The following is a 24,585-nucleotide window of genomic DNA, read 5'->3' as shown; positions in this document are numbered from 1 at the left end:
AATTTGCTCCTATTTGTCTAGTTTTTTGAGCGCAAAGATCGCTAAATTTACTAAAAATGCGATAAATATCAAAACCATAGCAAGCGCTATACCCATGGCAAATTCGCCCTTGTTCGTCTCAAGCGAAACGGCCGTGGTGATCGTTCTAGTAAAGTACTTGATGTTGCCACCTATCATCATCGCAACGCCCACTTCAGCCACGATCCTGCCGTATGCGGTGGCGATGACTACCATGAGTGCGTAGCGCAGCTCGTAAAGCACACAGCAAACTAGCCTTGCTGGTGCAAGGCGTAAATTTAGGATAGTTAGATAGTGTTTTCTATCCATATTTTCAACCACGCTTGCAGTAAGCGAGATAATGATAGGAAGGGCGAGCACAAACTGACCTAGCATGACCGCTTTTAGCGTAAAGAGTAAATTTAAGCTGCCAAGCGGGCCGTTTCTAGTGATAAATGCGTATAAGATAAGACCGATCGCAACTGTTGGCATAGCAAGAGCCGTGTCACTTAGAAGGCGTAAAATTTTTCGGCCCCTAAAGTCATAAAAGCCAAGCATGAAACCAAGTGGAAAACCCACAACAACAGCAAAAAGTATCGACACGCTTGATGTGTAAAGAGTAGCCTTGATAGCTGAATATGTTTCAAGGTTGCCGTTTAAAAGTAGATTAAAGGCTTCTGTAAAGCCATTAAGTAAAAAATCCAATTATTCTTTCCTAGCATATTTCTTAAGATTATTTTAAATGTGCTATAATATCACAATTTTTTTAAAGGAGAAAAATGAAAAAGATTATTTTAGGCTCACTAGCAGCCGCAGTTTTGGCGTTTGGCGCTGACAATGAACTAATCATGGCGACTACAACAAGTACAGATAACACTGGCTTGCTTGATGCGATCTATCCAGCTTATAAGGCAAAAACAGGTGTTGATATAAAATGGACAGCTGTTGGTACAGGCGCAGCTCTAAAGCTTGGCGAAGACTGCAACGCTGACATACTTTTCGTTCACTCACCAAAAGTTGAGAAAGAATTTGTAGAAAAAGGTTTTGGCTTAAAGAGAAATGCCGTAATGTACAACGATTTCGTCGTTATCGCTGATAAATCAATCGCTGATAAATTTAAAGGTAAAGATATCAAACAAAGCTTTGAGCTTATCAAAAAAGATGGTATCAAATTCTTCTCACGTGGCGACAAATCAGGCACAGATAATAAAGAAAAAGGCATCTGGAAAAAGATCGCTGGCGAAGTCCCTGAAAAAGATAGCTGGTATATGCAAACAGGTCAAGGCATGCTAGCTACGATAAATGCTGCTGCTGAGCAAAAAGGTGTTACATTTACTGATCGCGGTACTTACATTAAATATGAAGCAAATCAAAAAGGTCATCCTGAGATGGTCATCATCAACGAGGGCGACAACGACCTTAAAAACTTCTACTCTCTAATCGCAGTAAATCCAAAACACTGCCCTAAAACTGACATCGAGAATGCAGAGAAATTTATAAAATGGGCGACAAGCGAAGAGGGTCAGAAATTTATAGGTGACTTCAAGCTTCTTGATAAGCCACTTTTCACTCCAGACGCAAATACACGCAAGAACTAATTCAAAGGGCGAGCAATCGCCCATCTTTTTATAAATTTTCATATTTTTTTAAATTTATTTTTAATCACTTAAGCTAAAAAACCAAATTCAAAATAAGAAATATAGCCAAAACACTGAAATTTATGGGGGAGGGTTGGAAAGAAAAACATTGTATTGGTGGCGGACAGAGAGGGATTTGAACCCTCGAGCCCCGATTAAGAGCTGCACCCTTAGCAGGGGTGTGGTTTCAGCCGCTCACCCATCTGTCCGTGCCCATGAAAAAAGTTTATGAAAAAGAAATGGTGGTTAGAGGCAGAATCGAACTGCCGACACGCAGATTTTCAGTCTGCTGCTCTACCGACTGAGCTATCCAACCACCTTGATAAAAGAAATTGGATTATACATTTTAAATATTTAAACTAAGTTTAAAAATCTACAAGAAGCTTTTATTTTTAAGGAATTTAAATATAAAACTATAAATTTTAGCCTGATAGAGTTAAATTTAATGCACCAAATTTACTACACTTACATCTTTATCTATCTCGATAAAAAATGTTTGTGCGCCAGCTCCGCTACCATATACGCCTTTATAGACTTGATTTACAGCGTGACCGCTACCATCAACTGCTACTTGGTTGTGTGTATCGCCTAAAGCGCTATGTTTTAAATTTAGTGCTGCTACTTCGCCATCTGTTGCTTGTGTAAAGATAGTGTCTTTGCCTTCTAGTGCCACTTTGTCATTATTATCGCCTTTGATCTTTAGCACGGTATTTACACTTTTTAGCCCTCCATCTGTTACTTGTGAGTCTATGATATCAAGCACGCTTTTGGCGTCTAGCCCTATGGAGACCGCCTGAGTGCTCTTGTTACCAAGCTGTAAAGTTTCAAAGCTTTTTAGTTTATCATTTAGGTCAGCCACTCTGCTAAGATCGATATTTTCAGTAAAGATGAGCGTATCTACGCCACCTTTTGCGTCTATTTGGTCACCGTCATAGATAAATTTATTATCTTTGTCATCCCCCTCGCGTGTAAATTTAACGCCTTTATCTATCTCAACGAAAAATGTCCTCGTGTTAGCTCCATCGGTATATGTGCCTTTATAGACTTGATTTACCGCGTGATCCATGCCGTGTATCGTTGCATTTGCACTTGCATTGTAAGTTACATTGCTGTGGTTAGGGTAGGTTTTGCTACCGCTATTATCTGTGACTTCGACTTTATTAAATTCATCGCCCGCGACTTGACTGTGCTTCCAGTTTAGCATCGTCACTTCCTCATCAGTTGCTTTTGAGAAGCTTCCTATGAGTTTTACCTCGTCGTTTTCGTCGCCCGTTATTTTTAAGACTGTATTTATGCTTTTTGTGCCTTGTATCTCTTTTTTCGTGCCGCTTGTTTCGATGGTCGTGGCGGTCTCTTTTGAGCCCATGATGTCAAGTATGTTTTTTGAATTTAGAGTGAGGGCAACCGCTTCATTATCCTTACCTAGTTGCACCCTCTCAAAGCTTTTTAGCTTATCTTTTACGTCTATGTTACTAAGGTCGGTATTTGCTGTAAAGATGAGCGTATCTACTCCATCTTTTGCATCTATAGCGTTGGTGGCATTATATGTAAAGGTGTCGTCGTAGTTGCGCTCTTGTGCTATGGTCTTGACATTTTTGTCTATCTCAATAAAAAATGTCTTTAACTCGCCATCTTTTACGTATGTACCTTTATAGACGTGATTTACTGCATGTCCATTTGTATCCACTTCTACTTTGTTATAGCTATCCCCTATAGCTTTGCTATGCTTCCAGTTTAGTAAAGTTACCTCTTCTTTTGTTGCTAATTCAAATTTATTAACTCCAGAATTTATAAGTTTTACTATATCGCCATCTTTGCCTGCTATCTTTAAAACTGTATTTACACTCTCTGTTCCAGGTATAGTTCTTAAGGTTGAGTATTCGCCCTCTGTTATCTTTGTCGTTTTTGAGTCTATGATGTCAAGAACGCTCTTTGCATTTAGCGCGATTGAAACGTTTTGGCTCTCTGTGCCTAGTTGCAGGCGTTCAAAACTTTTTAGTTTATCTTTTAGATTATTTACTTCACTAAGGTCTATATCTTCAACAAATATCAGCTTATCTACGCCACCTTTTGCATCTATGCTCTTGCCGTTATAGATAAAGACATCGTTTAGGTTGCTACCTTCAAGAGCATCTGTGTTGTGTTTTAGATGTATTACTTTGTTAAAATCATCTGGATCGTTGCCATAGCCATTTAGTGCTTTTCTATAGCCATTTGCATCAGCACTACTGACATATCCTTTATCTTCTAAAGCTTTCACATAGCTATCACTAAAAAGATGCGTGCCGCTTCCTTGTGAGCCTATTATTTTATAAGTGCTATCTTTTTTAATCGCAATATCAAAATTTAGATCTGTTCTTTGATCAATGTAGTCAATATTTATTTTATGAAAGCCTTTTTCAAGGTGAAAACTAGCTTCTGTCTTATGTTTGCCATAATCACCAGACCACCAAGCGCCTTGCATTTCATGATTTGATATTTTAAGGCTTGCTAGGTCTTGATAGTATTGCATTTTTAATAAGTAGTTGGCTGTTTCGCTTACATATATCCAGCCACTCATATGCATGATAAGGTCTGTTCCTACTGTCTCAGCTTCCAGTAATGTATAGTTTCCTTTAAAATTTTCTAAATAATCTTCTCTGTATTTCCCAGAGGCATCTTTTTTCGAATAATCTGCTGGATAATTTTCTGTATCTACCGTATAGGGATCTAGCCCATATGTATCTGTTTTGCTTGCATTTGGAGAATGCCCAACCCTTGCCATATCATTTGTATTTAGCTCACCTGAGTGTGGTCTAGTCCAAGATCTATTATAATCTCGACCTGATCTAAAAGTAACTTGACTAAATGTAGTAGTTGCACTAACACCAGCCCACTCCATCCACTGTGTATAGTGATTTGCTACATGGTATAAGCCAGCAGTTGTTGGTGTTGGCAAAGTGTCATTGTAGTGATAAGGTGGTGCCGATGGTTTGTAGATTACAGGGCTGTATTTACTCCAAAATTCTTTATTTGTACAATCATAAAACCACATATCAACATCAAGGCCTTTGTTTGCCACCATAGTCACGGTTTGAACGGCTAAATTTCCCGCATCATCTAGTCTTTCTACTATGTAGTTTTTGCTGCCAGTGTTTTGCGCCACGTTAAAGCTTCCAGAGTAGCTTAAATTTCTATCAAGTGTCAGTGTCGTCTTCTCAGATGTCTCAGCGTCTATGACCTCTACATCTTTTGATTTTTCATCGTGTGGATTGTTTGCAGCTTCGCCTTTACCGCTAAAATTTATAGCGTAGTTGCCAGAGCTGTTTTTTATATTATCAAAGTCAGATTCTATTAGCTTGTCAGGCTTTGAGTCAAGATCGACTGTGATAGTTAGGTTATCATCTCTTTGAGGCACGCCGTCAGTTCCCACGTAGGTGGCGTCTATGATGTGGTGAGTTCTATCTAGCTTTTTGCCAACCTTTTCAAAGTCTGCTATGACGGTGTTGTTTTCGATCTTAGCTATAAAGCTATCACTTATATTTCCATTTTCATCTTTTATCTCGATTAGCACGTAGCCTTTGCCGTCACTTGTGGTATCAGGCTTGTTTATACCAAATTTAATGTATGGCTGTTCGTCATTTGTAAGAGCGATGTTGTAGTTTATCTTTTGGGTCGAATTTGACTCATACTGGCTTGTCGAGATGATATGCTCATAGTCCTCTTCGTTTAGGTATTTTGCGGAGTGGATATCGGCATTATCTATCTTTGTAACAAGCTTTACGTCGTCTATGTAGTCCAGCACGCCAAAGGCAAATAGCCTGCCACTTGAAGTGCCAGAGATCGCACTCCCGTCATCTTTTATAAGGGTCGCATCGACTAAGGTCGGGCGCTTGCTGCTTACCGTCACATCTGGTATGGTGATAGCGCCGTCACTTATCACTTTGATATCACTTGGATCTTTTTTGTTTATCATATGCACGCCATCATCGTCTAGGATGTAGCTCACGGTTGATTGTTTGTTAGTAAGTGGGTTTAGGATGCTTATCTTTAACTCGTCTTTTGGCACTGCGCTACTTGGGAGATAGACCTTTACATCAGAGGTCGTTATGGCTCCAGTGGTGTCATCTATGAGCCCGTCTCCGTCAGCGTCTTTGACAAATTTAGCCACTGGACTGTCGCTAAATTTTATCTCATTTGTATCGCTCTCGCCTTTGTTGCCAGCCTTGTCCATCATGGTCGTCGTTATACTTGTGGTTTTGCCATGTTCTATTGGCACTGTGATCTTAAATTTACCATCATTTAGTGGCACTTCATTGTGATCAGGGGCGATTATCTTGCCATTAGTGTATGTGTAAATTTTGTGCGTTTTACTGCCGTCTGGGTTGGTGACATCGATGGCTATCTTATCGCCTTCTTTTATCACGCTTGGGATCTTTATAGACGCCTCAGTTTTTGTTGGGTCGCCGTCATTGTATCTGTTTTCTGAGGTATCTATCTTGCCATCTGGAGTTCTATTGTTATGCCCTAGGTCGCTATCAAAGCTTATCTTGGCTGATTTTACAGGTGGAGCTACTACGACGCTTGGGGTGGTTTGGTTGCTTGTGCCATTTGGTTTTGGCGTGCCATGCTCGTCATTAACCGTTGTGCTTATAGATACACTTGAGCCAGGTGTTACTGGTACGCTTACGCCTGGTACTTCAAATTTACCATTAACTATCGGCACTACTATGCTTGGGTTATTTTTATCATAGACGCTTGTGCCATCGTCGCTTACGACAAATTCTTTTGGCGAGCCACCTATGTTTATAGTGACGCTCTCTTTTGGTTTTATAGTGCGAGGTAAATTTATCTCAACCTTTGAAGTGCCATCCCCTATCTCGTCGCTACTTATCAGCCCATCGCCGTTTTTATCAGCTGTTAGCGTCACTTTTACAGTGTCACTTACACTGCTGCTTGGCGTAGTGTGAGTGGCTGAGATGTTGCCAAATTTATCGACTACGCCAGTTTCTATGCTGCTTCCTGCTGTGATGTTTGCGATGTTTGGCACGCTAAAGCTAACTGCGCCATTTTCATCGGTCGTAAATGTATAGGTGTTGCCGTCCTCGTCAGTGGCTGTGCCATTTTCTTTATCTAGCGTAAATTTCTTCTCAACTGGTGGTTTGCCCGGTTCATTTAGCTTAAACGTGATCTTATCTCCAGTGCTAAGCTCGTCAGGCACTACAAATTTCATACCGCTAGTTTGCGTGCCGCTGCCATATCCTAGCTCGGTCGCGTCTATCACGCCGTCGCCATTTTTATCAAGATCAAGCGTGGCTGTCACTTTTGAGATGGCTGGCGTGTCGTTTAGCTCATAGGCAGTTGGCGGCGCTGTAAATGTTCTGCCTCCAGTGGTGTATGAGCTTGTCACGGTCGTTTTGCCATGGTTTAAAATTTCAACCCCAGTGATCTCTGCTTTGCCATTTACGATAGGTATAGGAGGCGCTCCAGTGGGCATGCCGGTGCTATCAACTGGGATTAGCTCGTTTGTTATCGTATTCACTTTGTAGTTGCTAGTTTTGCCACCACCTTTCATGTTTGTCTTTATCGTGATGATGTCGCCATTTTTAGCAACGTCTGGGATATCAACGCCTATGCTTGTGATGATTTTCTTGCCATCAGGAGTCTTTGGTAGTGAGTTTAGCTGCGCTCCTCCTAAAAAGCCCTTTTTCTCGCCAGTATCGCTTGTGAGGTTAAAATTTAGCACGATGTTTGGCTCTGGTTGTGAGTTTATAGTGCTTTTAGCACTATAAAATGCCCCTTTTATAGTCCCACCAACTGGCCATTTGACCTCGTCATGCCTAGCTTCAAGAGCGCGCAAACCAGTGTAGAAGTCGTAGATATTTGAGTAGTGACCACCTAGTTCAAATTTGATGCCGCCACTGCTTGCTGAGGCGAAGTTGTGCGATGATGAGCCGTGAGAAGATAGCTCTTGATGGGAGATTTGATCATCGTCATTTGCGTGTTCTTTGTGATTTTCAAGGATGTTTGCATTTTTTGGGATGACTAGCTCGCCCTTATGCTCAGCAAAGACATTTATAGTGTGAAATACCGAGCTAAAGCCGACATAAGCCTTTTCGCCGTCATCAAAAACAATGGTAAGGTTCGAGTTTTCGCTCGTTTTTATATCGTCACCAAGGTAAATTTCATCGCCTTTGCGCAGCACCCTCATAGTGCCGTCTCTGCTTATGGCGATGGCTTCACCCTTGATCTTTTTGATAACGCCGATCCTTATGGCGTCAAAATTTGGCATTTCTTCATCCCTGTAAAATGTGTGTATTGTAATATCGGAAGAATTTACTAAATTTTTATATAAGAAAAAATAAATTTTTATCTAAACTAAAAAAATAACAAGAGAGATTTTGTAAAAGCTGTTAAAGAGCCCTTATAAACTCTTTAAATTTATCTCCTCGTTCGGCGTAGCTCTTAAACTGATCAAGGCTCGCAGCTGCTGGGCTTAGAAGCGCTATCTCGCCTTTTTTTAGCTCTTTGCTTATCTCATTTACAGCGTTTTGTAAAAAGTCGCATTTTAGGGCAGGCACGTTAAATTTAGCAGCTAAATTCATAAGTTTGTCGCTGTTTGAGCCGATAGCGTAAATTTTGACTTTAAGGCCCTTTAAATTTTCAAATAGCTCATCCATGCTAACGCCCTTGTCGTCGCCGCCTAAGATAAGGTGCATGAAGTGATCTTTATAGCGTTTCACAGCTTGAATGCTCGCATCTATGTTGGTCGCCTTTGTGTCATTTACCCAGGTTCGACCCATCTTATCAGTAAATTCTTCTAGCTTGTTTGCCTCGATAACAAAGGTGTTTAAAAGCCCAACATCGCAGCGGTCAAATAAAATTTTCTCAACTGCAAGTGCTAGCAGTGCATCAAGTAAAAACGGCGTTTTAAAGGCTATATCGCCCAAATTTACACCACAAAATTTAGCCAAGTCGCTCTCATCTTTATAGGCGATCACTTTGGCCTTTGTGGGCGTTTTAGCGTAAATTTCAGGCACGATAGCTACGCTTGTTTCACTCATGCTAGCAAGCGGCTTAAGCTTTGCCTTTTCGTACTCGCTCATGTTGCCATGCCAGCTTAGATGATCTGGAGTGATCGGCAAAAGCACGTAGATGCCAGGCGTTGCGCGGTTTGTGTAGTGCAGGGTAAATGAGCTAGTCTCAAGTATCCAAATTTTAGCGTGCGGGTCTAAATTTGCTAGCGCGATGCCGACGTTGCCTCCCATAACTGAGCCTTTGCTCTCTAGCAGGTGCTGCATCATCTTTGTAGTCGTCGTCTTGCCGTTTGTGCCGCTTATCCAGACGTTAAATGGCAGATGCGCCTTGTAAATTTCATAAAAATAGTCATATTCGCTGATCAAATTTTTAGCTTTTTTGACAAGCTCGTGGTGAGGCGGGATGCCTGGGCTTGGTATCTCTAGGCCACTTTTTGCTGGGTCAAATTCGCCAACTGGCAAAAGAGCATTACCAAACTCGTCCTTTGAAGCTTCACTAAATTTATCATCGTAGATGTCCCAAAGTCCGTCATTTACGAAGTTTTTAGCGATAGCCTTTGTCGTGCCACCATAGCCAAATAGTGATTTTCTCATGCTTTTATCCTCTTTTGCCCCATAAAATTTCTACTATCTCGTTAGCGCTAAGCTCACGCATCACGCCCTCTATCTTGCGGCGATCAAAGAGTTCAAAGCTAAAGGTTTTGGCAAAATTTAGCTTCAAAAACTCTGCGAAATATGCACCCTTGCAAGCAAATGTCACTCTTACGTAAAATGCCTCTAAAAAATCATCATCAAATTCAGGCACAGGCGCCAACATACGCTCTACGATCTCGCTAAGCTCGTCTTTTGTTATATCAGGCACCACTTTTGGCTCTGGCAAAGCGATGTCAAAGGCGAGATTTTCAGCGCCCTCGGCCTCCCACCACTCGTGCAGGCTAAATTTACTCATATCTTTGCCGCTTATCTTGGCTAGACGCTGCTCTACCTTGCGGTACTCTTCGCCGTCTTCATCGCCAAATTCGTCGCAATAGTCGGTGTAGGCTAAAATTTGCTCCAAAATTTCATCATATTTTTTTCTAGCACTCTCAAAGTCAGGCTCTATCTGCGCTCGCATGATCTACCTGATCTTTAGCGCGGTCAGTGCGATCAAATTTGCTAAAAGCGCGATGATCCAAAAGCGCACGATGATCTTATTTTCCGCCCAGCCCTTTATTTCAAAATGGTGATGTATAGGCGCCATTAAGAAAATTCTGCGTTTAAAAATTTTAAAGCTGCCCACCTGCAAGATGACGCTTAGGGTCTCAACGACAAAGATGAGGCCGATGATAATGAGTAAAATTTCATTTTTGGTCGCAACGCCCATAAAGCCGATATATGCGCCAACGCTTAGGCTGCCGCTATCGCCCATAAAGACCTCGGCCGGGTGGCAGTTAAACCACAAAAAGCCCATGAGCGAGCCAATTAGCGCAGAGGCTACGACGACGCTCTCGCCAACGCCTGCGATCTTTGGTAAAAGTAGGTACGAGCTAAAGACAGCGTGGCCACAGATGTAGGCAAAAACGCCAAGAGTTAGAAGTGAAAATATCGATGGCACGGCGGCAAGTCCGTCAAGTCCGTCTGTTAAATTTACTGCATTTGAGGCTGCGACGATGACTAGCGTCCAAAAGAAAATGGCAAAAATTTTCATGTCAAAGATCGGCTGCTTATAAAACGGCAGGTAAAACTCGGTGTTTAGCTCTTTGCTAAAGTAGAGAAATGCTGCGAGTAAAAAGGCGATGAGAAACTGAAAAAAGAGCTTTGCCTTTGGGCTTAGGCCGGCGTGGTTTTTCGCACCTAAAATTTTGCTGTAATCATCCTTGTAGCCAAGCAGAGTAAAGCAAACTAGGCAAAAGAGCGAGGCTAGCACAAAGGCGTTATCAAGCCTAGCACAGATGATCGTGGCGATCACGGCTGTAAAGACAAAGACAAGTCCGCCCATGGTCGGCGTTTTAGCCTTTTTTTGGTGAGTTTGCGGGGCAAGCTCGTAGATAGGCTGAGCGGCGTTTTTTGCCTTTGCCCAAGCGATAAATTTAGGCATCAGATAAGCTGTCAAGATAAATGCTATGAAAAACGCGATGCCAGCGCGAACGGTGATATACTGAAAGATATTAAAATTTAAAATTTCATAGATATAGTAAAACATAGGGGCCTTTATTTTAAAAAAAAGCAATTTTAGTATAATGGCCTTAAAAATTATCTAAATTTAAGGATAAAATTTAAAAATGGCTCAAAAAACTATACTTATAATAACTGATGGCATTGGATCAAATAAAAATGGCAAATTTAACGCATTTGAGGCGGCCAAAAAGCCAAACTACGATAAATTTTTTAAAGAAATTCCAAACTCACTCATAAAAACCTCTGGAAACGCTGTGGGGCTACCTGAAGGGCAGATGGGAAACAGCGAAGTAGGGCACATGTGCATAGGAAGCGGGCGAGTTTTGTATCAAAATTTGGTCAAAATTTCACGAGGCTTTAATGATGGCTCAGTAGCAGAAAATGAAGCGCTAAAGGCTCTTTTTAAAAAGTGCAAAAAGATCCACGTCATAGGGCTTTATAGCGACGGCGGCGTGCACTCTCACATGGAGCATTTTGATGGTATGTGCGAGCTTGCTAACAAAAGTGGCTGCGAAGTTTTTGCCCACGCTATCACCGATGGACGCGACGTTAGCCCAAATAGCGGTCTAAATTTCATAAAAAGCTTAGAGGCTAAATTTAAGGTAGCGACGGTTTGCGGGAGATTTTACGCGATGGATAGAGATAAACGCTGGGAGCGCGTAAAAGAGGCCTATGATAGCTTGGTAAAGGGAGCAAATTTAAGCAGCTTAACGCCAAGCGAGTATCTACAAAAAAGCTACGATGAGGGCGTGACAGACGAGTTTGTAAAGCCAGCAAGCTTTAATGGCTTTAGTGGCATGGGCGAAGATGACGGCGTGATCTTTATAAATTTTAGAAATGATAGGGCAAGAGAGATTTGCCAGGCTCTAGGTGAAGAGAAATTTAGCGAGTTTGAGCGACCTTTTGTCATTAAAAATCTAATCACCATGACCGAATACGACGCAAATTTTAAATTTGAAGTTCTATTTAAAAATGAAAAAATAAAAAACACCCTAAGCGAGGTCATAGCGGCTGCTGGTCTAAGGCAGCTTCACACGGCTGAGACTGAAAAATACGCACATGTCACATTTTTCTTTAATGGCGGCGTCGAGGAGCTAGCTAGCAACGAAACTAGGGTGCTTATCCCTAGTCCAAAAGTAAAAACCTACGACGAAAAGCCAGAGATGAGCGCTACTGAGGTTTGCAAAGCCGTGCTAAAGGGCATGGATGACGAGCAAGACTTCATCGTTGTAAATTTCGCAAATGGCGATATGGTGGGGCACACTGGTAACTACGAGGCCGCTATAAAGGCGGTTGAGGCGGTGGATGCGGCTCTTGGAGAAATTTATGCCAAGGCAAAAGAGAAAAACTACGCTATGATCATCACGAGCGATCACGGAAACTGCGAAGAGATGCGTGATAGCAGCGGCGAGCTACTGACAAACCACACGACCTATGACGTCTTTTGCTTTGTGATGGCTGAGGGAGTTAAAGAGCTAAAAAATGGCGGCCTAAACAACATCGCGCCTAGCGTTTTAAAGCTCATGGGGCTTGAGATCCCAGCTGAGATGGACGAGGCGTTATTTTAAATTTGATAATATAAGCAAAATTTATAAGGAGAAACTATGAAATTTAGCGGAAAAAACGTGCTAATAACAGGTGCAAGCAGAGGTATCGGCGCACAGATCGCAAAGACGCTTGCAAATATGGGCTTAAAAGTGTGGATAAACTACCGCTCAAAGCCTGAAGTAGCAGACGCTTTGCAGGCTGAGATCGAGCAAAATGGTGGCAAGGCTGCGGTGATAAAATTTGATGCAACAGACGAAGATGAGTTTATAAAAGGTATAAATTTGATAGTTGATAGCGACGGCGAGCTAAGCTACCTTGTAAATAACGCTGGCATCACAAACGACAAGCTAGCGCTTCGCATGAAAACTAGCGAATTTACAGATGTGATAAATGCAAATTTAACTTCAGCTTTCATAGGATGTAGAGAGGCTTTGAAAGTGATGAGTAAAAAGCGCTTTGGAGCGGTCGTAAATGTCGCATCTATCGTTGGCGAGATGGGAAATGCAGGGCAGGTGAATTATTCAGCTAGCAAGGGCGGACTAATCGCCATGAGTAAGAGCTTTGCAAAAGAGGGCGCAAGCAGAAATATCCGCTTTAACAGTGTAACTCCAGGCTTTATCGAGACTGATATGACACATGGGCTAAGTGACGAGGTGAAAAAAACTTATAGCGACAACATCCCGCTAAAACGCTTTGGCAGCGCTAGTGAGGTGGCCGAGGCTGTGGCATTTTTACTAAGTGATCACGCGAGCTACGTGACTGGCGAGACGCTAAAAATAAATGGCGGACTTTATATGTAATGAAATTTCAACAAGTTTTGAAATTTAAAATAAATAAAAGCGTAAATATTATAAGATAACAGACATTTTTTATAAGGAGACCTTAAATGGCAGTATTTGAAGACGTAAGAGACGTAGTTGTAGAGCAACTAAGCGTAGATCCACAAGCAGTAAAACTAGAGTCTAAAATCATCGAAGATTTAGGCGCTGATTCACTTGACGTTGTAGAGCTAGTTATGGCTTTAGAAGAGAAATTTGAAGTAGAAATTCCTGATAGCGAAGCAGAGAAATTAGTAAGCATTCAAGACGTTGTAAATTATATAGAAAAACTAGGCAAATAATTTAAATTTGCATAGTTTGATTTAAGGAGATGTATTGAAACGAGTCGTTGTAACTGGTATTGGCATGATAAACGCACTTGGTCTTGATAAAGAGAGCTCTTTTAAGGCTATTTGCGAGGGTAAAACAGGTGTGAAAGAGATCACGAGCTTTGATGTAAGCGAATTCCCTGTTAAAATTGCTGCCGAGATAACTGATTTTGATCCAAATAGCATTTTAGACGGCAAAGAGGTGAAAAAAGTAGATCGTTTCATACAGCTTGGCATAAAAGCATCTAACGAAGCTATGGCTGATGCAAATTTTAAGGAGTTTGATGCTCATAAATTTGGCGTTAGTTCAGCAGCTGGTATAGGCGGTTTGCCAAACATTGAGAAAAACTCAATCACATATTTTGAAAAAGGCGTAAAGAGAATTTCGCCATTTTTCATCCCATCTGCACTTGTAAATATGCTAGGTGGCATAGTTTCAATAAATCACGGACTAAAAGGTCCAAATTTATCAAGCGTAACAGCTTGTGCAGCAAGCACTCATGCGATATCACAAGCTGCAAAATGCATAATGATCGGTCAAGCAACAAATATGCTAGTTATCGGTGCCGAATCAACTATCTGTGGCGTTGGCATAGGTGGTTTTGCAGCGATGAAAGCGCTATCAACAAGAAACGATGAGCCAAGTAAGGCATCAAGGCCATTTGATGCAAACCGCGATGGCTTTGTCATGGGCGAAGGCGCTGGCGCACTTGTGCTTGAAGAGTATGAGTCAGCTGTTGCAAGAGGTGCTAAAATTTACGCTGAAGTAGTTGGATTTGGCGAGAGCGGAGACGCGCACCACATCACATCACCAACACTTGAGGGGCCATTAAGTGCGATGAAACAAGCACTTGATATGGCAAAAGGCGTAAAGATAGACTATGTCAATGCGCATGGTACTTCAACGCCAGTAAATGATAAAAATGAGACAGCTGCCTTAAAGGCTGTTTTTGGTGATAAGTGCCCACCAGTTAGTTCAACCAAAGGTCAGACTGGACACTGCTTGGGCGGTGCTGGTGCGATCGAGGCTGTCATATCTATAATGGCAATGAGAGATGGCATCATCCCTCCAACGATAAACTACGAAACGCCAGATCCAGAGTGTGATCTAGACTACGTTCCAAATAAAGCTAGAAAAGCTGATATAAAAGCTGTTATGAGCAACTCATTTGGCTTTGGCGGAACAAACGGCGTCGTGATATTTAAAAAGTTGGATTAAGATGTCAAATTATTTAGATTTTGAAAAGAGCATAAAGCAGATTGATGAAGATATAGCAAATGCTAAGATCAGAGGCGATGAACATGCTGTTGAAATTTTAAATAAGAACCTATCTAAAGAGATATCAAAAGTATATAAAAATTTAAACGAATACCAACGTTTACAACTTGCTCGTCACCCAGATAGGCCATACGCTATTGATTATATAAATTCATTTTTAGTTGATGGCTATGAGATCCATGGCGACAGGGCATTTCGCGACGATCCAGCAATAGTTTGCTACATCGGTTATATCGGAGGCAAAAAGGCTGTCGTTATAGGTGAGCAAAAAGGTCGTGGCACTAAAAATAAACTAAAAAGGAATTTTGGTATGCCTCATCCAGAGGGTTACCGAAAGGCTTTACGCGTAGCAAAATTGGCTGAGAAATTTAATCTACCTATCTTATTTTTGATAGACACTCCGGGCGCATATCCTGGTGTTGGCGCTGAAGAGCGAGGTCAAAGCGAGGCCATAGCTAGAAATTTATTTGAATTTGCAAATTTAAAAACTCCAATAATAGCTGTCGTTATCGGCGAAGGCGGAAGTGGCGGCGCTTTAGCTATTGGTGTGGCTGATAGACTTGCTATGATGAAAAACTCTGTCTTTTCAGTCATCTCACCAGAGGGTTGTGCAGCGATACTTTGGAACGACCCAACCAAACAAGAGCAAGCTACAAAATCTATGAAGATAACGGCTGATGACTTAAAAAATTTATCGCTTATAGATGATGTGATAAACGAGCCAATAAATGGAGCTCATAGAGATAAAGACGGTGCCGCAAAAGCACTTGCAAACTACTTCATCTCAGAGCTAGCCGAGCTTGAGAAGCTTGATATAAACGAGCTTGTCGCAAAAAGAATAGACAAAATTCTCTCTATCGGGGCATACGAAGAGTAAAATTTATAGTCGCAAGTGAGTTTAGTTTTAAGTAAATTCGCTTGCGGTCTCCTTTACGCTAAATTTAATGTGCCTTTTTTTAAATTTTAAAAATTAAACAATTTTATATTTTTATCCCATTCTTTTAAATTTCAATAACTCATCTATGCGACTTTTAAGTCTTTAAAGCTAAAATTCTTAGCAAATTTCATAAAGGCTATTTGTGGATAAATTTCAAGAAAAATATATAAATCTTTCAAAAGATTACTACAAAAATAAGGGCAATGCAGTAAGCGTAGAGGCTTTGTATCAGTTTAAAGAAGAGCTTGAAGCAAGCGAGGAGCCGCAGGCAAAACACGTTTTAGTAGATATTTATCAGCTTTTGTCTATGCAAAAGAGCGCTTATGAGCTACTTTTAAAGATACACGATAGAAATGACAAAAAGCAACTAAAAACGCTTGGCTATCTTGCGCAGTTTGTGGATAAGGGCGACAAATGGGCAGTGCCAAGGCCAAAAAGTAAAGGGCAAATTTTAGCCCAAAAGGCAAAGGTCGCCACCTTACCAAAATTTCGCTATCACCCAGAGCCATTAAAAACTGGCGCATTTAAAGATGATATGAGTGTAGTCTGCGAGTGTTGCGGCAAAAATACAGAAATTTATTACAACAATGGCGTCTATAGCGAGCAAGACGTCACCTATCTTTGCCCAGCCTGCATCGCAAATGGTGAAGCTGCCAAGAAATTTGACGCTACCTTTGTGCAGGGCGCCGACAATCTTGCCACAGATGACGCCAAAAAAGATGAGGAGCTCTTTGAAAGAACACCTGGCTATGAGAGCTGGCAGGGCGAGCACTGGGTGGCGTGCTGTGATGATTATTGCGCATTTTTGGGTGATGTAGGCACGAAGGAGCTTGAGGAGCTCGGCATTGCAGACGAGGTCTTTGCGGACTACGCAAAAAGAGACGATTACGACGCGAAAATGGCTCGCGAGCTGCTCGTAGCGGGTGGCGATTTTGCTGGATATTTGTTTCGTTGCTTGCACTGCAAAAAGTATCACATCTACATTGATGCTTGCTAGAAAGGAAAAATATGGATCTAAATGAAATTGCAAAAGGCTGCAAAGAGCGCGGTTTGGATGAGCTTTTTGAGTTTTTAAAGCCAATGGCCAAAAATGCTATAAAGATAGATGCGCAGGCTAAAGATGACGGTGATATCGCTGTTGGAGCGTCTAAATTTGGCGGACAGCCAGATCTGCCAGCTAGCGTGCCTTGGCCATCAAATGAAAACGGCGCGCTTAGCTTTGTGGCGCAGATAAATTTTGCTGAAGCTAGTAAATTTGACACCGACGGGTTACTACCAAAAAGCGGCATGCTCTATCTTTTTTATGATATAAATTTGCGTGTTTGGGGCTACGATCCTGCTGATAAAAAGGGCTTTGCTGTGATCTTTAGTGAGGCAGCTCAAGACCAGCTTGCTCGCCAAAACATGGAGGGCGGAAATTTCACATTTGGCGCACGCTCTCTTAGCTTTAAAAACGAGCTAAATTTGCCAAGTTTGCAAAGCTCGCTCGTGCCATTTGGCAAATTTAGCGAGGAGGAGTGGGAGGCCTATCACGAGATTATCGAGCCAAGCTGGCAGGCTAAAGAAAACAAGCTTCTTGGTCACTCTGACAACATCCAAGACGGCATGGAGCTAGAGTGCGAGCTCGTGGCAAACGGCCTTGACTGCGGCGATGGTAGCGCTTATCACCACCCAAATATCGCGGAGTTTGAGAAAAATGCCGCCCAGTGGCAGCTGCTTTTGCAGATAGATAGCGACTGGGATAGCGACATGGACTGGGACGGAGAGGGCAGAGTTTATCTGTGGATAAAGAGGGACGACCTAGCGGCGCACGACTTTAGCAAGACGTGGCTAGTTTTGCAGACGAGCTAATTATAAAAATTTATCAAGATCGATTACGTTTTTTTGTATGATTAGCGATTATTTTAAAGGGATTTATGCCTAAAATTTCATCACGTAGGCACTTTCTTGCTACGACTGCTTTGCTTGCAGCAAGTGCCATTTTGCCTACTTTTGCTCACACATCGCCCACAAAAGGTCAAAATCAAACAAATTTAAAAAAGATGATTAAAAATATCGTTTTAGTTCATGGCACATTTGTCGATGGCTCTTGCTACGCTGAGTTGATCCGCCATCAGCAAGAAGCTGGCATTAACGCCGTTGCCGTGCAAAACATGCTAACTTCGCTTGCAGCAGACGCTTAAGCGCACACTTGAGAGAGTTCAGGGCAAGAGCCTACTAGTTGGGCACTCTTGGGGCGGTGTGCCGATCACTGAAGCAGGCACTCACGAAAAGGTCGCTGCTCTTATCTATCTATCAACCACCCTGCCTGATAACGGCGAGTGCGCTACGAGGCGCTTGAGCGTCAAAATGCGCCGATGAAAGGTCTTAGTCCAGACGCAAATGGCGAGATATTCTTGTCAGCTGAGGCGTTTGCGGATGTTATGGCAAACGACCTGCCAGCTAAGCAAAGCCGCGTTTGGCGATAAGATAGGCACGGCTGCTTGGCATGAAAAGCCATCTTTTTATCTCTTAACTAAAAACGATCACACCTTGGCGCATGAGGTGCAGCAGCGTTTTTGCAAAGCAGATAAATGCAAGGATAAAAGAGCTTGATAGCGGGCATCTTTCGATGATTGCAAAGCCAAAAGAGCTGGCAAATTGGCTCATTGAGATTGTAAATTTGATTTAAATTTATAAAACGAGCCACTTTAAATGAGTGGCTTGAGGTTAAATTTTGCTAGCACTTTTACACACCAAAGCTTTAAATTTATCTTTTCTTTTTTAAAATAATTAAGCCCATCAATACCCAAAAATATGCAAAATGTTTTACGGCTAAAGGCTAAATTTAGCCGTCGCCGCTACTTTAAAGTTTATCTATCTTTTGTAGCTCGTCCGCTTTTTTGATCAAATTTTTGTATTCGTCCTCACTTAGATGCTCCAGCCATGTTACGTTTTTGCTGTCCTTTTCAAAGGTCACTGCGATATGCTCGCCATCTTCTTGCACTCCGGCTCCGTGCCAGTGCTTGAGGTTAGGCGGGCAGAGCACTACGTCGCCAGCACTAGCGATTTGCAAGATCCCATCTGCTGTGCCGGTGTAAATTTTGCCCTTTGTTACGATCAAATTTTGCCCTGCGGGATGTGTATGCCACTCCGTGCGAACTCCACGCGGAAAATGCACTAGCGCTGCTCCTGCGTTTGCATAAGGTGTCGCGCCAAAAAGCATCGTGACTTTTGACAGACTGTCTGCAAAAATTTATCGCTCACCTTGTCATAGACGGCGAGATCTTCTTTTTTAACCAAAATTTGCGTTTCTTGCATTTTTTCTCCCTTGTTTATTTTTTGCGATTTAGCACGCCACCGTGCTTAAATTTTTAAGAACTTTACGTATATGACTGTAAATTTAATGACATATTCAAAGCCAAAATGCAAAAGTCGCCTAAAATTTATATTATTTTACTAGCTCGATCTTGATCTGCCCGTCTTTTACGACCGAACTCACATCGCCCTCGATCACGCCTAAGCGCACGATGCCTTCATAATATGGCTGGTAGCCGTAGTAGATTACAAAGTTGTTCCACGGAGCAAAGTAGGAGATCTCGCCTTTTTTGCCGTCGCTGCCGCTCGGAGCGCCTCTTGTATCAAGCGGTTTTGGCAGCTTAGCGACCTTTTCGTGTCCGCCGTAGTCCTCTAAATTTAGTGTTAGCGGTAGCTGTGCGGCAAAGCTTCTTGCTGCTGCCGTATCGTCTAGGATAGCCGTCGCTTCGCCATTAGAGCTCTTTAGGACTATCTTTAAATTTTGCATTTTCTCTTCTGCTGCCAAATTTAACCCCGCAAAAAGCATAAAGATGGCTAAAATTTTTCTCATTTTGACTCACTTTAAATTTATTTTGCCAGTTCAAGGATTTGGACGATATTTTTCTTTGGATAGAGCTCTTGCATAGCCCACGCCTTTGCGTTTTCATAGGCAACACCCGCGATCTCATTTATAAGCGCCTCGCTATCTATTTTTAGCTGCGATAGTCTTGTTGGAGTGCCTATTTTGTCAAACCACGCTTTTAGCGCCTCTATGCCCTCATCTGCGGTTTTAAGCCCAAAAATTTCTCTCGCAAAACGCTCAAACACGCCTAAATTTCTATCCTTATACCACTTCATCCACGCAGGCATAACCACACTTAGTCCAGCTCCGTGCGCGCAGTCCGTTACCGCACTCATCGCATGCTCGATCATGTGATTTGGATACTCGATGCCTGAGGTACCAACCATAGTTATGCCATTTAGTGCCATCGTCGCAGGCCAGGCAAACTCAGCTCTAGCGTCGTAGCCATCAGGGTTTGCAAGTAAAATTTCAGTCGTTCGTATGATAGTTTTGATGTTTGCTTCTACTTGCATTCTGGCGATTAGCGGATAGTTTGTAGCTGTGAAATAGCCCTCGATGCTGTGCGCGATAACGTCGCTTGCGCTATAAACTAGATAGTCGCGGCTAACGGTGGCTTGTAGCTGCGGGTTTACGACAGATACTTTTGGGAAAAGGCGCTGCGCGCCCAGATGAAGCTTTAGTTTAGCCGCCTCGTTGGTCACGACGCCGTTTTGATTCATCTCAGAGCCAGTTGCCGCTAGCGTGATGATGTCAAATACCATGAGCGACTCGGCTGGATTTTTACCTACGAAAAAGTCCCACACGTCGCCATCGTATTTAGCTCCGGCAGCGACTGCCTTTGCAGAGTCTAGCACCGAGCCACCGCCAACAGCTAGCACGCTATCGGCGCCAAATTCGCGGGCTATTTTGATCGCTTCATTTACTTTACTTAGCACCGGGTTTGATTTCACGCCGCCAAGCTTAGTAAATTCGATGCCATTTTCTTTTAGACTATCGGTAGCTACGCCAAGCAGTCCGCTCTTTCTTACGCGCTCACTGCCGTATAGCACAAGGGCTTTTTTAGCACCAAATTCTCTCATATACTCGCCGATATGAGCCTCTTTGCCTTTACCAAATTCTATTCTTACTGGGTTATAAAATGTAAAATTTTCCATTATTTTCCTTTTTAAATTTCCCCCGCAAGGTGCAGGGGCAGCGGTTTATTTCAAATTTGCTTTGAAAAATTCCTCAAATTTATCATATGGGATCTTGTTATTTTTATTGTCATATAGGTCTGTATGCACAGCGCCAGGGACGATAACTAGCTCTTTATTTTTATTGCCAAGAGATTTAAAGGCGTCCTCGCTAAAGTATCTTGAGTGCGCTTTCTCGCCGGCTACGATAAGGATTGGAGTCCTCATCTCGCTTGCGTAGGCAAGGATTGGCATATTTATAAACGAGATAGGATTTGTCTTGGTCCAGCCGCTCTCTCCGCTGTTTGAATTTACAGAGCGTTTGTGATAGCCGCGTGGCGTGCGGTAATAGTCAGCATATTCAGCTATAAACTGCGGCGTGCTCGCGTCTATCTTTTTTGGATCAACATTTATCGCACCTGTATATGCTGGTTTGCCATTTTGGAGATCGAGCCAGCGTTGCTCGGCTAGCTTCTTTTTGGTTTCATATCTCTCATCGGCGCCCACACTATCGTTGTAGCCTTTTGCCATCACTCGCGTCATATCATACATCGTGCTGGTCGCAACAGCCTTTATGCGAGGGTCTGCTAGAGCTGCGTTTAGAGCAAAACCGCCCCAGCCGCATACGCCTAAAATGCCGATTTTATCTCGGTCTATATTGCTCTGGGTGCCTAGAAAATCTACCGCCGCGCTAAAATCATCAGTGTTTATCTCTGGGCTTGCTAAATTTCTTGGTTCGCCGCCGCTCTCTCCGGTGTAGCTTGGATCAAAGGCAAGCGTGATAAAGCCGCGCTCGGCTAAAGTTTGGGCGTAAAGGCCGCTTGATTGCTCTTTGACCGCGCCAAAAGGTCCGCTAACTGCGATCGCAGCAGCTTTGCCATGCAAATTTTTAGGCGTATAAAGATCGCCGACGATCTCCACGCCGTAGCGATTTTTAAATTTAACTTTCTTGTGATCTACCTTATCGCTTTTGGCGAAAACTTTGTCCCACTAGCTTACCATAGATACCGCTTCTAGCGGTGATTTTGCTACGTTTGTACTAGCCACTAAATTGCCTCCTAAAATAAAACTTGACGCTACAAGTGCCAACATAAATTTTTTGATATTTTGGCGAGCTTTGGTTTTTGCTTCCCAGCATACCTTTTTGTTGTGATGCATTATATCTGTATCATAAATTTTACGTTAGAAAGATCCTCTAAATTTCATGCCTAATCCTGCAAAATTTCTAAAAAATTGTATAATCTTACAAAATTTGACTTGAGGAGCGCGAAAATGGCTGATGTAAATTTACTAAAAGAGCAGACAAAAGAGTTTTTATTAGACAGATACGGCGTAAACTGCTTAGAGCGCAGCGACATTGGCTCGCTTGACTTTTATATCAGCGATAAAACGCATGATTTTATCAGCGCAGTTTATGAGCCGTCTTTGTGCATAATACTGCAAGGAGCAAAGGCAATCGGCTTTGGCGATGAGATGTATGGATATGACGAGCGAACCTACGCGCTAGCTTCTACTCATGTGCCGTTAAATGTAAGCCTAACAGACGCCTCAAAAGAGAAGCCCTACATCTCGCTTTGCATTAAATTTAGCTTAGATGAGGTCTATGAAGTGCTAAAAGGCGTGGACGTAAAAGAGCAGAGCTTGCAAAAAAGCGAAAAAGGCATATTTTTTGGCGAGCTAACGGATGAGATATTAGAGCCTGTTTTGAGGTTTGTTTGGCTGCTAGAAAAGCCAAAGGATAAGGTCAAATTTCTCTCAGACCTTGCTAAAAAAGAGATACTTTACATGCTCGCAACAAACGATAAAAGCGGCTATTTTTTAAGTAAATTTGCGATGCAAGGCAGCGTTTCAAATAAAATTTCAAAAGCCGTAGCAAAGATAAAAAACGAGTTTTCGCAAAAACTAAATATGAAAGATGTCGCTAGAGAGTGCGATATGAGTGAGTCTTCGCTATATCATAACTTCAAAATCGTAACTTCGCTAAGTCCAGTAGCCTTTCAAAAAAAGATCCGCCTTGAAGAGGCTAAAAACCTGCTCGTAAATAAAAATATCGGCGTTGCGCAGGCTGCATTTGACGTGGGATACGAGAGCGCGTCGCAGTTTAGCCGCGAATACGCAAGGATGTTTGGCATGCCGCCTAAAGTTCATAGCGAAATTTTACGCTCTGGCGTGGCGTCGTAAATTTATTTTGGTGTGGCTTAAATTTCACAAAACTAGCAGAGCTATCCATGCGCCAAATTTAGGCAAAATTTAGTAAAATCCTTAAAAAATTTAAAGGCAAAATATGTTTAATGGCTTAATCAGGGAGCTTGCCGAGGTCATTAGCTACTCGCAAAATGTTTTACGGCTAAAGGCTAAATTTCGCCCAAATTTAGGCGACAGCATCGCAGTAAATGGCGCTTGCTTAAGTGTCATAAAACTATACGATGATGGCTTTAGCGTGGAGCTAAGCGCAGAGAGCAGGGCAAATGTCGCGGTTGAAAATTTAAGTGGCTTGGTGCATATCGAGCCTGCGATGAAACTTGGCGAGCGCGTGGATGGGCATTTGATGCAAGGACACATCGACTTTATCGGCGTGATCTCGGCCATAAAAAAGCATGAAAATGGCGTTGATTTTTACATCGACCTGCCAAAGGAGGCGATGGCTCTGATGGCAAACAAGGGCTCGGTTGGCGTCGAGGGCGTGAGCCTTACGATAAATGAAATTTTGCCAAAGGGCATAAGGCTAACGATCATACCGATCACATTTAGAGACAGCCTTTTTGGCACTTTCAAGGTCGGCAGGCGCGTAAATATCGAGAGCGACCTGCTGGCTCGCTACGTGGCTAGGATGCTTGAAGCTAAGCAAAATGGCGGCCTTAGCTGGGGCGAGGTCGAGAGAATTTCAAGCCTCTACTAAGCGAGCGAAGATGCGTGAAAATTTAGAGATCGTTTTTGATAAAAATGGCATAGTGGCTGGCTTTACAAATAGATTTGGTGGTGTGAGTGAAGCTAAATTTAGCTCGCTAAATTTGGGCGATCACGTGGGCGATGAGCCAAGAGATGTCATCAAAAATAGAGAAATTTTGGCTAGAAATTTGGGCGTTAGGCAGCTTAAATTTATGAAGCAGATCCACTCGGACAAGGTTTTTGTCCTTGAAAACGAGGAGGACGAGCTGCCAGAGTGCGACGCTGTGATCACAAATTTAAGTGATGTTGGCATCTGCGTCTTGGTGGCGGACTGCTCGCCAGTCGTGATGATAGATGAGAGGCGAGGTGCCATTTGCGTGGCTCATGCGGGTAGAGCCGGCGTGATGCTAAAAATTTGCACAAAAGCAGTTAAGCTTATGGGCGAGAAATTTGGCTCAAGAGCGGGCGAGATGAGCGTCTTTGTCGGAGCAAATATAAAAGGCGGCTGCTACGAGGTGGGCGAGCTTGATCTTGGGGAATTTAACGCATATAAAATAGGTAGAAATTTTGATATGAACGCAGCCTTAAGGGATGAATTTAGCGCACTTGGAGTTAGAAATTTAAACTTTAGCGAAGTCTGCACGCACTGCGACGAGAGATATTTTTCATACCGAAGAGACGGCGTGTGCGGTAGATTTTGCGGATTTGCAGTCAAATTTAAGGATAAAAATGGGATATGCGAGCTTTAAAAATCCACTAGCGGCAAAAATAGCTCAAAACGCTAGAAATTTGGGCTTTGAGCAGCTTATGAATGAGGAGTTTGTGCAGATGCTACTTAGCTCAAAAAAGATGGAGCTAAGTGCCTTGGATAGGGAAAATATCGAGCAAATTTTTATAAAACTGATGGAGATAGAAGAGAAAGTACAACTTAGCAAATAAAGGAGAGA

Annotated in this window: 23 protein-coding genes, 2 tRNA genes and 1 pseudogene; 15 read left to right on the top strand and 11 right to left on the bottom strand. The window is 42.5% G+C overall.

The window, feature by feature from the left end; all coding sequences use genetic code 11:
• Positions 1–9 precede the first annotated feature (9 nt).
• Positions 10–702: a tungstate ABC transporter permease TupB gene (tupB, locus tag HMPREF1019_RS05870; protein WP_009294795.1), complete on the bottom strand. Its 693-nt coding sequence runs from the start codon at positions 700–702 to the stop codon at positions 10–12.
• 74 nt (positions 703–776) lie between these two features.
• On the opposite strand from tupB, the gene tupA reads away from it, so the two are divergent.
• Positions 777–1,595 carry a tungstate ABC transporter substrate-binding protein TupA gene (tupA, locus tag HMPREF1019_RS05865; RefSeq protein WP_002941321.1) on the top strand — a complete coding sequence of 273 codons (819 nt, stop codon included), beginning with the start codon at positions 777–779 and terminating at the stop codon, positions 1,593–1,595.
• A 157-nt stretch (positions 1,596–1,752) separates the two neighbouring features.
• Here tupA and HMPREF1019_RS05860 read toward each other — a convergent pair.
• The 6 genes from HMPREF1019_RS05860 to mraY all read right to left on the bottom strand — a co-directional run bounded on the left by HMPREF1019_RS05860 (position 1,753) and on the right by mraY (position 10,832).
• Positions 1,753–1,843 (bottom strand) — tRNA-Ser (locus HMPREF1019_RS05860).
• Positions 1,844–1,874: 31 nt separating this feature from the next.
• Positions 1,875–1,950, bottom strand: a tRNA-Phe gene (locus HMPREF1019_RS05855).
• A gap of 126 nt (positions 1,951–2,076) precedes the next feature.
• The gene (locus HMPREF1019_RS05850) at positions 2,077–7,905 is read right to left on the bottom strand and encodes a hypothetical protein (RefSeq protein WP_009294794.1); all 5,829 of its coding nucleotides are present in this window, start codon (positions 7,903–7,905) and stop codon (positions 2,077–2,079) included.
• A gap of 121 nt (positions 7,906–8,026) precedes the next feature.
• A complete protein-coding gene (gene murD / locus HMPREF1019_RS05845) occupies positions 8,027–9,244 on the bottom strand; it encodes a UDP-N-acetylmuramoyl-L-alanine--D-glutamate ligase (protein ID WP_009294793.1) in 1,218 nt (405 codons plus the stop codon).
• Positions 9,245–9,248: 4 nt separating this feature from the next.
• The gene (locus HMPREF1019_RS05840; protein WP_009294791.1) at positions 9,249–9,764 is read right to left on the bottom strand and encodes a hypothetical protein; all 516 of its coding nucleotides are present in this window, start codon (positions 9,762–9,764) and stop codon (positions 9,249–9,251) included.
• A gap of 3 nt (positions 9,765–9,767) precedes the next feature.
• Positions 9,768–10,832 (bottom strand): phospho-N-acetylmuramoyl-pentapeptide-transferase, encoded by a 1,065-nt coding sequence (mraY, locus tag HMPREF1019_RS05835; RefSeq protein WP_002941305.1) that lies wholly within the window; start codon positions 10,830–10,832, stop codon positions 9,768–9,770.
• Positions 10,833–10,911: 79 nt separating this feature from the next.
• On the opposite strand from mraY, the gene gpmI reads away from it, so the two are divergent.
• The 10 genes from gpmI (at position 10,912) to HMPREF1019_RS10520 (ending at position 18,389) form a co-directional block, all read left to right on the top strand.
• The gene (gpmI, locus tag HMPREF1019_RS05830; RefSeq protein ID WP_002941403.1) at positions 10,912–12,375 is read left to right on the top strand and encodes a 2,3-bisphosphoglycerate-independent phosphoglycerate mutase; all 1,464 of its coding nucleotides are present in this window, start codon (positions 10,912–10,914) and stop codon (positions 12,373–12,375) included.
• A gap of 36 nt (positions 12,376–12,411) precedes the next feature.
• On the top strand, positions 12,412–13,155 hold the full coding sequence (fabG, locus tag HMPREF1019_RS09970) for a 3-oxoacyl-ACP reductase FabG (RefSeq protein ID WP_009294788.1): 744 nt from the start codon (positions 12,412–12,414) through the stop codon (positions 13,153–13,155).
• Positions 13,156–13,241: 86 nt separating this feature from the next.
• Complete coding sequence (gene acpP / locus HMPREF1019_RS05820; RefSeq protein ID WP_002941395.1) at positions 13,242–13,475, top strand: acyl carrier protein; 234 nt, start codon at positions 13,242–13,244, stop codon at positions 13,473–13,475.
• A gap of 34 nt (positions 13,476–13,509) precedes the next feature.
• Positions 13,510–14,721: a beta-ketoacyl-ACP synthase II gene (locus tag HMPREF1019_RS05815; protein ID WP_009294785.1), complete on the top strand. Its 1,212-nt coding sequence runs from the start codon at positions 13,510–13,512 to the stop codon at positions 14,719–14,721.
• 1 nt (position 14,722) lies between these two features.
• Positions 14,723–15,658 (top strand): acetyl-CoA carboxylase carboxyl transferase subunit alpha, encoded by a 936-nt coding sequence (gene accA, locus HMPREF1019_RS05810; protein ID WP_009294784.1) that lies wholly within the window; start codon positions 14,723–14,725, stop codon positions 15,656–15,658.
• A 202-nt stretch (positions 15,659–15,860) separates the two neighbouring features.
• Positions 15,861–16,715, top strand: a complete 855-nt coding sequence (locus tag HMPREF1019_RS05805) for a CbrC family protein (RefSeq protein WP_009294782.1) — start codon at positions 15,861–15,863, stop codon at positions 16,713–16,715.
• Positions 16,716–16,726: 11 nt separating this feature from the next.
• Complete coding sequence (locus HMPREF1019_RS05800) at positions 16,727–17,569, top strand: YwqG family protein (RefSeq protein ID WP_009294780.1); 843 nt, start codon at positions 16,727–16,729, stop codon at positions 17,567–17,569.
• 65 nt (positions 17,570–17,634) lie between these two features.
• Complete coding sequence (locus tag HMPREF1019_RS10115) at positions 17,635–17,901, top strand: hypothetical protein (RefSeq protein WP_009294777.1); 267 nt, start codon at positions 17,635–17,637, stop codon at positions 17,899–17,901.
• Entirely contained in the window at positions 17,885–18,079 is a 195-nt protein-coding gene (locus HMPREF1019_RS10110) for an alpha/beta hydrolase (RefSeq protein WP_198002692.1), read from the top strand. Before HMPREF1019_RS10115 ends, HMPREF1019_RS10110 begins: the two co-directional genes overlap by 17 nt.
• 178 nt (positions 18,080–18,257) lie before the next feature.
• On the top strand, positions 18,258–18,389 hold the full coding sequence (locus HMPREF1019_RS10520) for a hypothetical protein (RefSeq protein WP_262359236.1): 132 nt from the start codon (positions 18,258–18,260) through the stop codon (positions 18,387–18,389).
• A 174-nt stretch (positions 18,390–18,563) separates the two neighbouring features.
• On the opposite strand, the gene HMPREF1019_RS05790 is transcribed toward HMPREF1019_RS10520, so the two are convergent.
• The 4 genes and pseudogenes from HMPREF1019_RS05790 to HMPREF1019_RS05775 all read right to left on the bottom strand — a co-directional run bounded on the left by HMPREF1019_RS05790 (position 18,564) and on the right by HMPREF1019_RS05775 (position 21,907).
• Complete coding sequence (locus HMPREF1019_RS05790) at positions 18,564–18,923, bottom strand: cupin domain-containing protein (protein ID WP_009294774.1); 360 nt, start codon at positions 18,921–18,923, stop codon at positions 18,564–18,566.
• Between the two features lie 225 nt (positions 18,924–19,148).
• Positions 19,149–19,565 (bottom strand): cyclophilin-like fold protein, encoded by a 417-nt coding sequence (locus HMPREF1019_RS05785; RefSeq protein WP_009294773.1) that lies wholly within the window; start codon positions 19,563–19,565, stop codon positions 19,149–19,151.
• A gap of 17 nt (positions 19,566–19,582) precedes the next feature.
• Positions 19,583–20,731 carry an iron-containing alcohol dehydrogenase gene (locus tag HMPREF1019_RS05780; protein ID WP_009294772.1) on the bottom strand — a complete coding sequence of 383 codons (1,149 nt, stop codon included), beginning with the start codon at positions 20,729–20,731 and terminating at the stop codon, positions 19,583–19,585.
• A gap of 45 nt (positions 20,732–20,776) precedes the next feature.
• Positions 20,777–21,907, bottom strand: a pseudogene (locus HMPREF1019_RS05775) (alpha/beta hydrolase).
• A gap of 114 nt (positions 21,908–22,021) precedes the next feature.
• Between HMPREF1019_RS05775 and HMPREF1019_RS05770 the strand changes: the two are divergent.
• From HMPREF1019_RS05770 to HMPREF1019_RS05755, 4 genes are all read left to right on the top strand, one after another.
• Positions 22,022–22,930 (top strand): AraC family transcriptional regulator, encoded by a 909-nt coding sequence (locus tag HMPREF1019_RS05770; protein WP_009294770.1) that lies wholly within the window; start codon positions 22,022–22,024, stop codon positions 22,928–22,930.
• 103 nt (positions 22,931–23,033) lie between these two features.
• Complete coding sequence (locus HMPREF1019_RS05765; protein ID WP_009294769.1) at positions 23,034–23,648, top strand: riboflavin synthase; 615 nt, start codon at positions 23,034–23,036, stop codon at positions 23,646–23,648.
• 10 nt (positions 23,649–23,658) lie between these two features.
• Complete coding sequence (locus HMPREF1019_RS05760; protein ID WP_009294768.1) at positions 23,659–24,387, top strand: polyphenol oxidase family protein; 729 nt, start codon at positions 23,659–23,661, stop codon at positions 24,385–24,387.
• Positions 24,368–24,577: a hypothetical protein gene (locus HMPREF1019_RS05755; protein ID WP_009294767.1), complete on the top strand. Its 210-nt coding sequence runs from the start codon at positions 24,368–24,370 to the stop codon at positions 24,575–24,577. Before HMPREF1019_RS05760 ends, HMPREF1019_RS05755 begins: the two co-directional genes overlap by 20 nt.
• The last annotated feature ends 8 nt before the right edge of the window (positions 24,578–24,585 follow it).

Source organism: Campylobacter sp. 10_1_50 (assembly GCF_000238755.1).
Classification (GTDB): Bacteria; Campylobacterota; Campylobacteria; order Campylobacterales; family Campylobacteraceae; genus Campylobacter_A; species Campylobacter_A concisus_R.
This window is presented reverse-complemented; position numbering and strand designations above follow the sequence as displayed.

What these genes read in the sequence shown, in the direction of transcription:
- HMPREF1019_RS05840 (WP_009294791.1), bottom strand. Translation starts at nt 9,764, where the DNA reads ATGCGAGCGCAGATAGAGCCTGACTTTGAGAGTGCTAGAAAAAAATAT.
- HMPREF1019_RS10520 (WP_262359236.1), top strand. Translation starts at nt 18,258, where the DNA reads ATGAGGTGCAGCAGCGTTTTTGCAAAGCAGATAAATGCAAGGATAAAA.
- fabG (WP_009294788.1), top strand. Translation starts at nt 12,412, where the DNA reads ATGAAATTTAGCGGAAAAAACGTGCTAATAACAGGTGCAAGCAGAGGT.
- HMPREF1019_RS10115 (WP_009294777.1), top strand. Translation starts at nt 17,635, where the DNA reads ATGCCTAAAATTTCATCACGTAGGCACTTTCTTGCTACGACTGCTTTG.
- HMPREF1019_RS05765 (WP_009294769.1), top strand. Translation starts at nt 23,034, where the DNA reads ATGTTTAATGGCTTAATCAGGGAGCTTGCCGAGGTCATTAGCTACTCG.
- HMPREF1019_RS05785 (WP_009294773.1), bottom strand. Translation starts at nt 19,565, where the DNA reads ATGAGAAAAATTTTAGCCATCTTTATGCTTTTTGCGGGGTTAAATTTG.
- HMPREF1019_RS05760 (WP_009294768.1), top strand. Translation starts at nt 23,659, where the DNA reads ATGCGTGAAAATTTAGAGATCGTTTTTGATAAAAATGGCATAGTGGCT.
- HMPREF1019_RS05800 (WP_009294780.1), top strand. Translation starts at nt 16,727, where the DNA reads ATGGATCTAAATGAAATTGCAAAAGGCTGCAAAGAGCGCGGTTTGGAT.
- murD (WP_009294793.1), bottom strand. Translation starts at nt 9,244, where the DNA reads ATGAGAAAATCACTATTTGGCTATGGTGGCACGACAAAGGCTATCGCT.
- accA (WP_009294784.1), top strand. Translation starts at nt 14,723, where the DNA reads ATGTCAAATTATTTAGATTTTGAAAAGAGCATAAAGCAGATTGATGAA.
- HMPREF1019_RS05790 (WP_009294774.1), bottom strand. Translation starts at nt 18,923, where the DNA reads ATGCTTTTTGGCGCGACACCTTATGCAAACGCAGGAGCAGCGCTAGTG.
- HMPREF1019_RS05850 (WP_009294794.1), bottom strand. Translation starts at nt 7,905, where the DNA reads ATGCCAAATTTTGACGCCATAAGGATCGGCGTTATCAAAAAGATCAAG.
- tupA (WP_002941321.1), top strand. Translation starts at nt 777, where the DNA reads ATGAAAAAGATTATTTTAGGCTCACTAGCAGCCGCAGTTTTGGCGTTT.
- HMPREF1019_RS05755 (WP_009294767.1), top strand. Translation starts at nt 24,368, where the DNA reads ATGGGATATGCGAGCTTTAAAAATCCACTAGCGGCAAAAATAGCTCAA.
- HMPREF1019_RS05770 (WP_009294770.1), top strand. Translation starts at nt 22,022, where the DNA reads ATGGCTGATGTAAATTTACTAAAAGAGCAGACAAAAGAGTTTTTATTA.
- mraY (WP_002941305.1), bottom strand. Translation starts at nt 10,832, where the DNA reads ATGTTTTACTATATCTATGAAATTTTAAATTTTAATATCTTTCAGTAT.
- acpP (WP_002941395.1), top strand. Translation starts at nt 13,242, where the DNA reads ATGGCAGTATTTGAAGACGTAAGAGACGTAGTTGTAGAGCAACTAAGC.
- gpmI (WP_002941403.1), top strand. Translation starts at nt 10,912, where the DNA reads ATGGCTCAAAAAACTATACTTATAATAACTGATGGCATTGGATCAAAT.
- HMPREF1019_RS05780 (WP_009294772.1), bottom strand. Translation starts at nt 20,731, where the DNA reads ATGGAAAATTTTACATTTTATAACCCAGTAAGAATAGAATTTGGTAAA.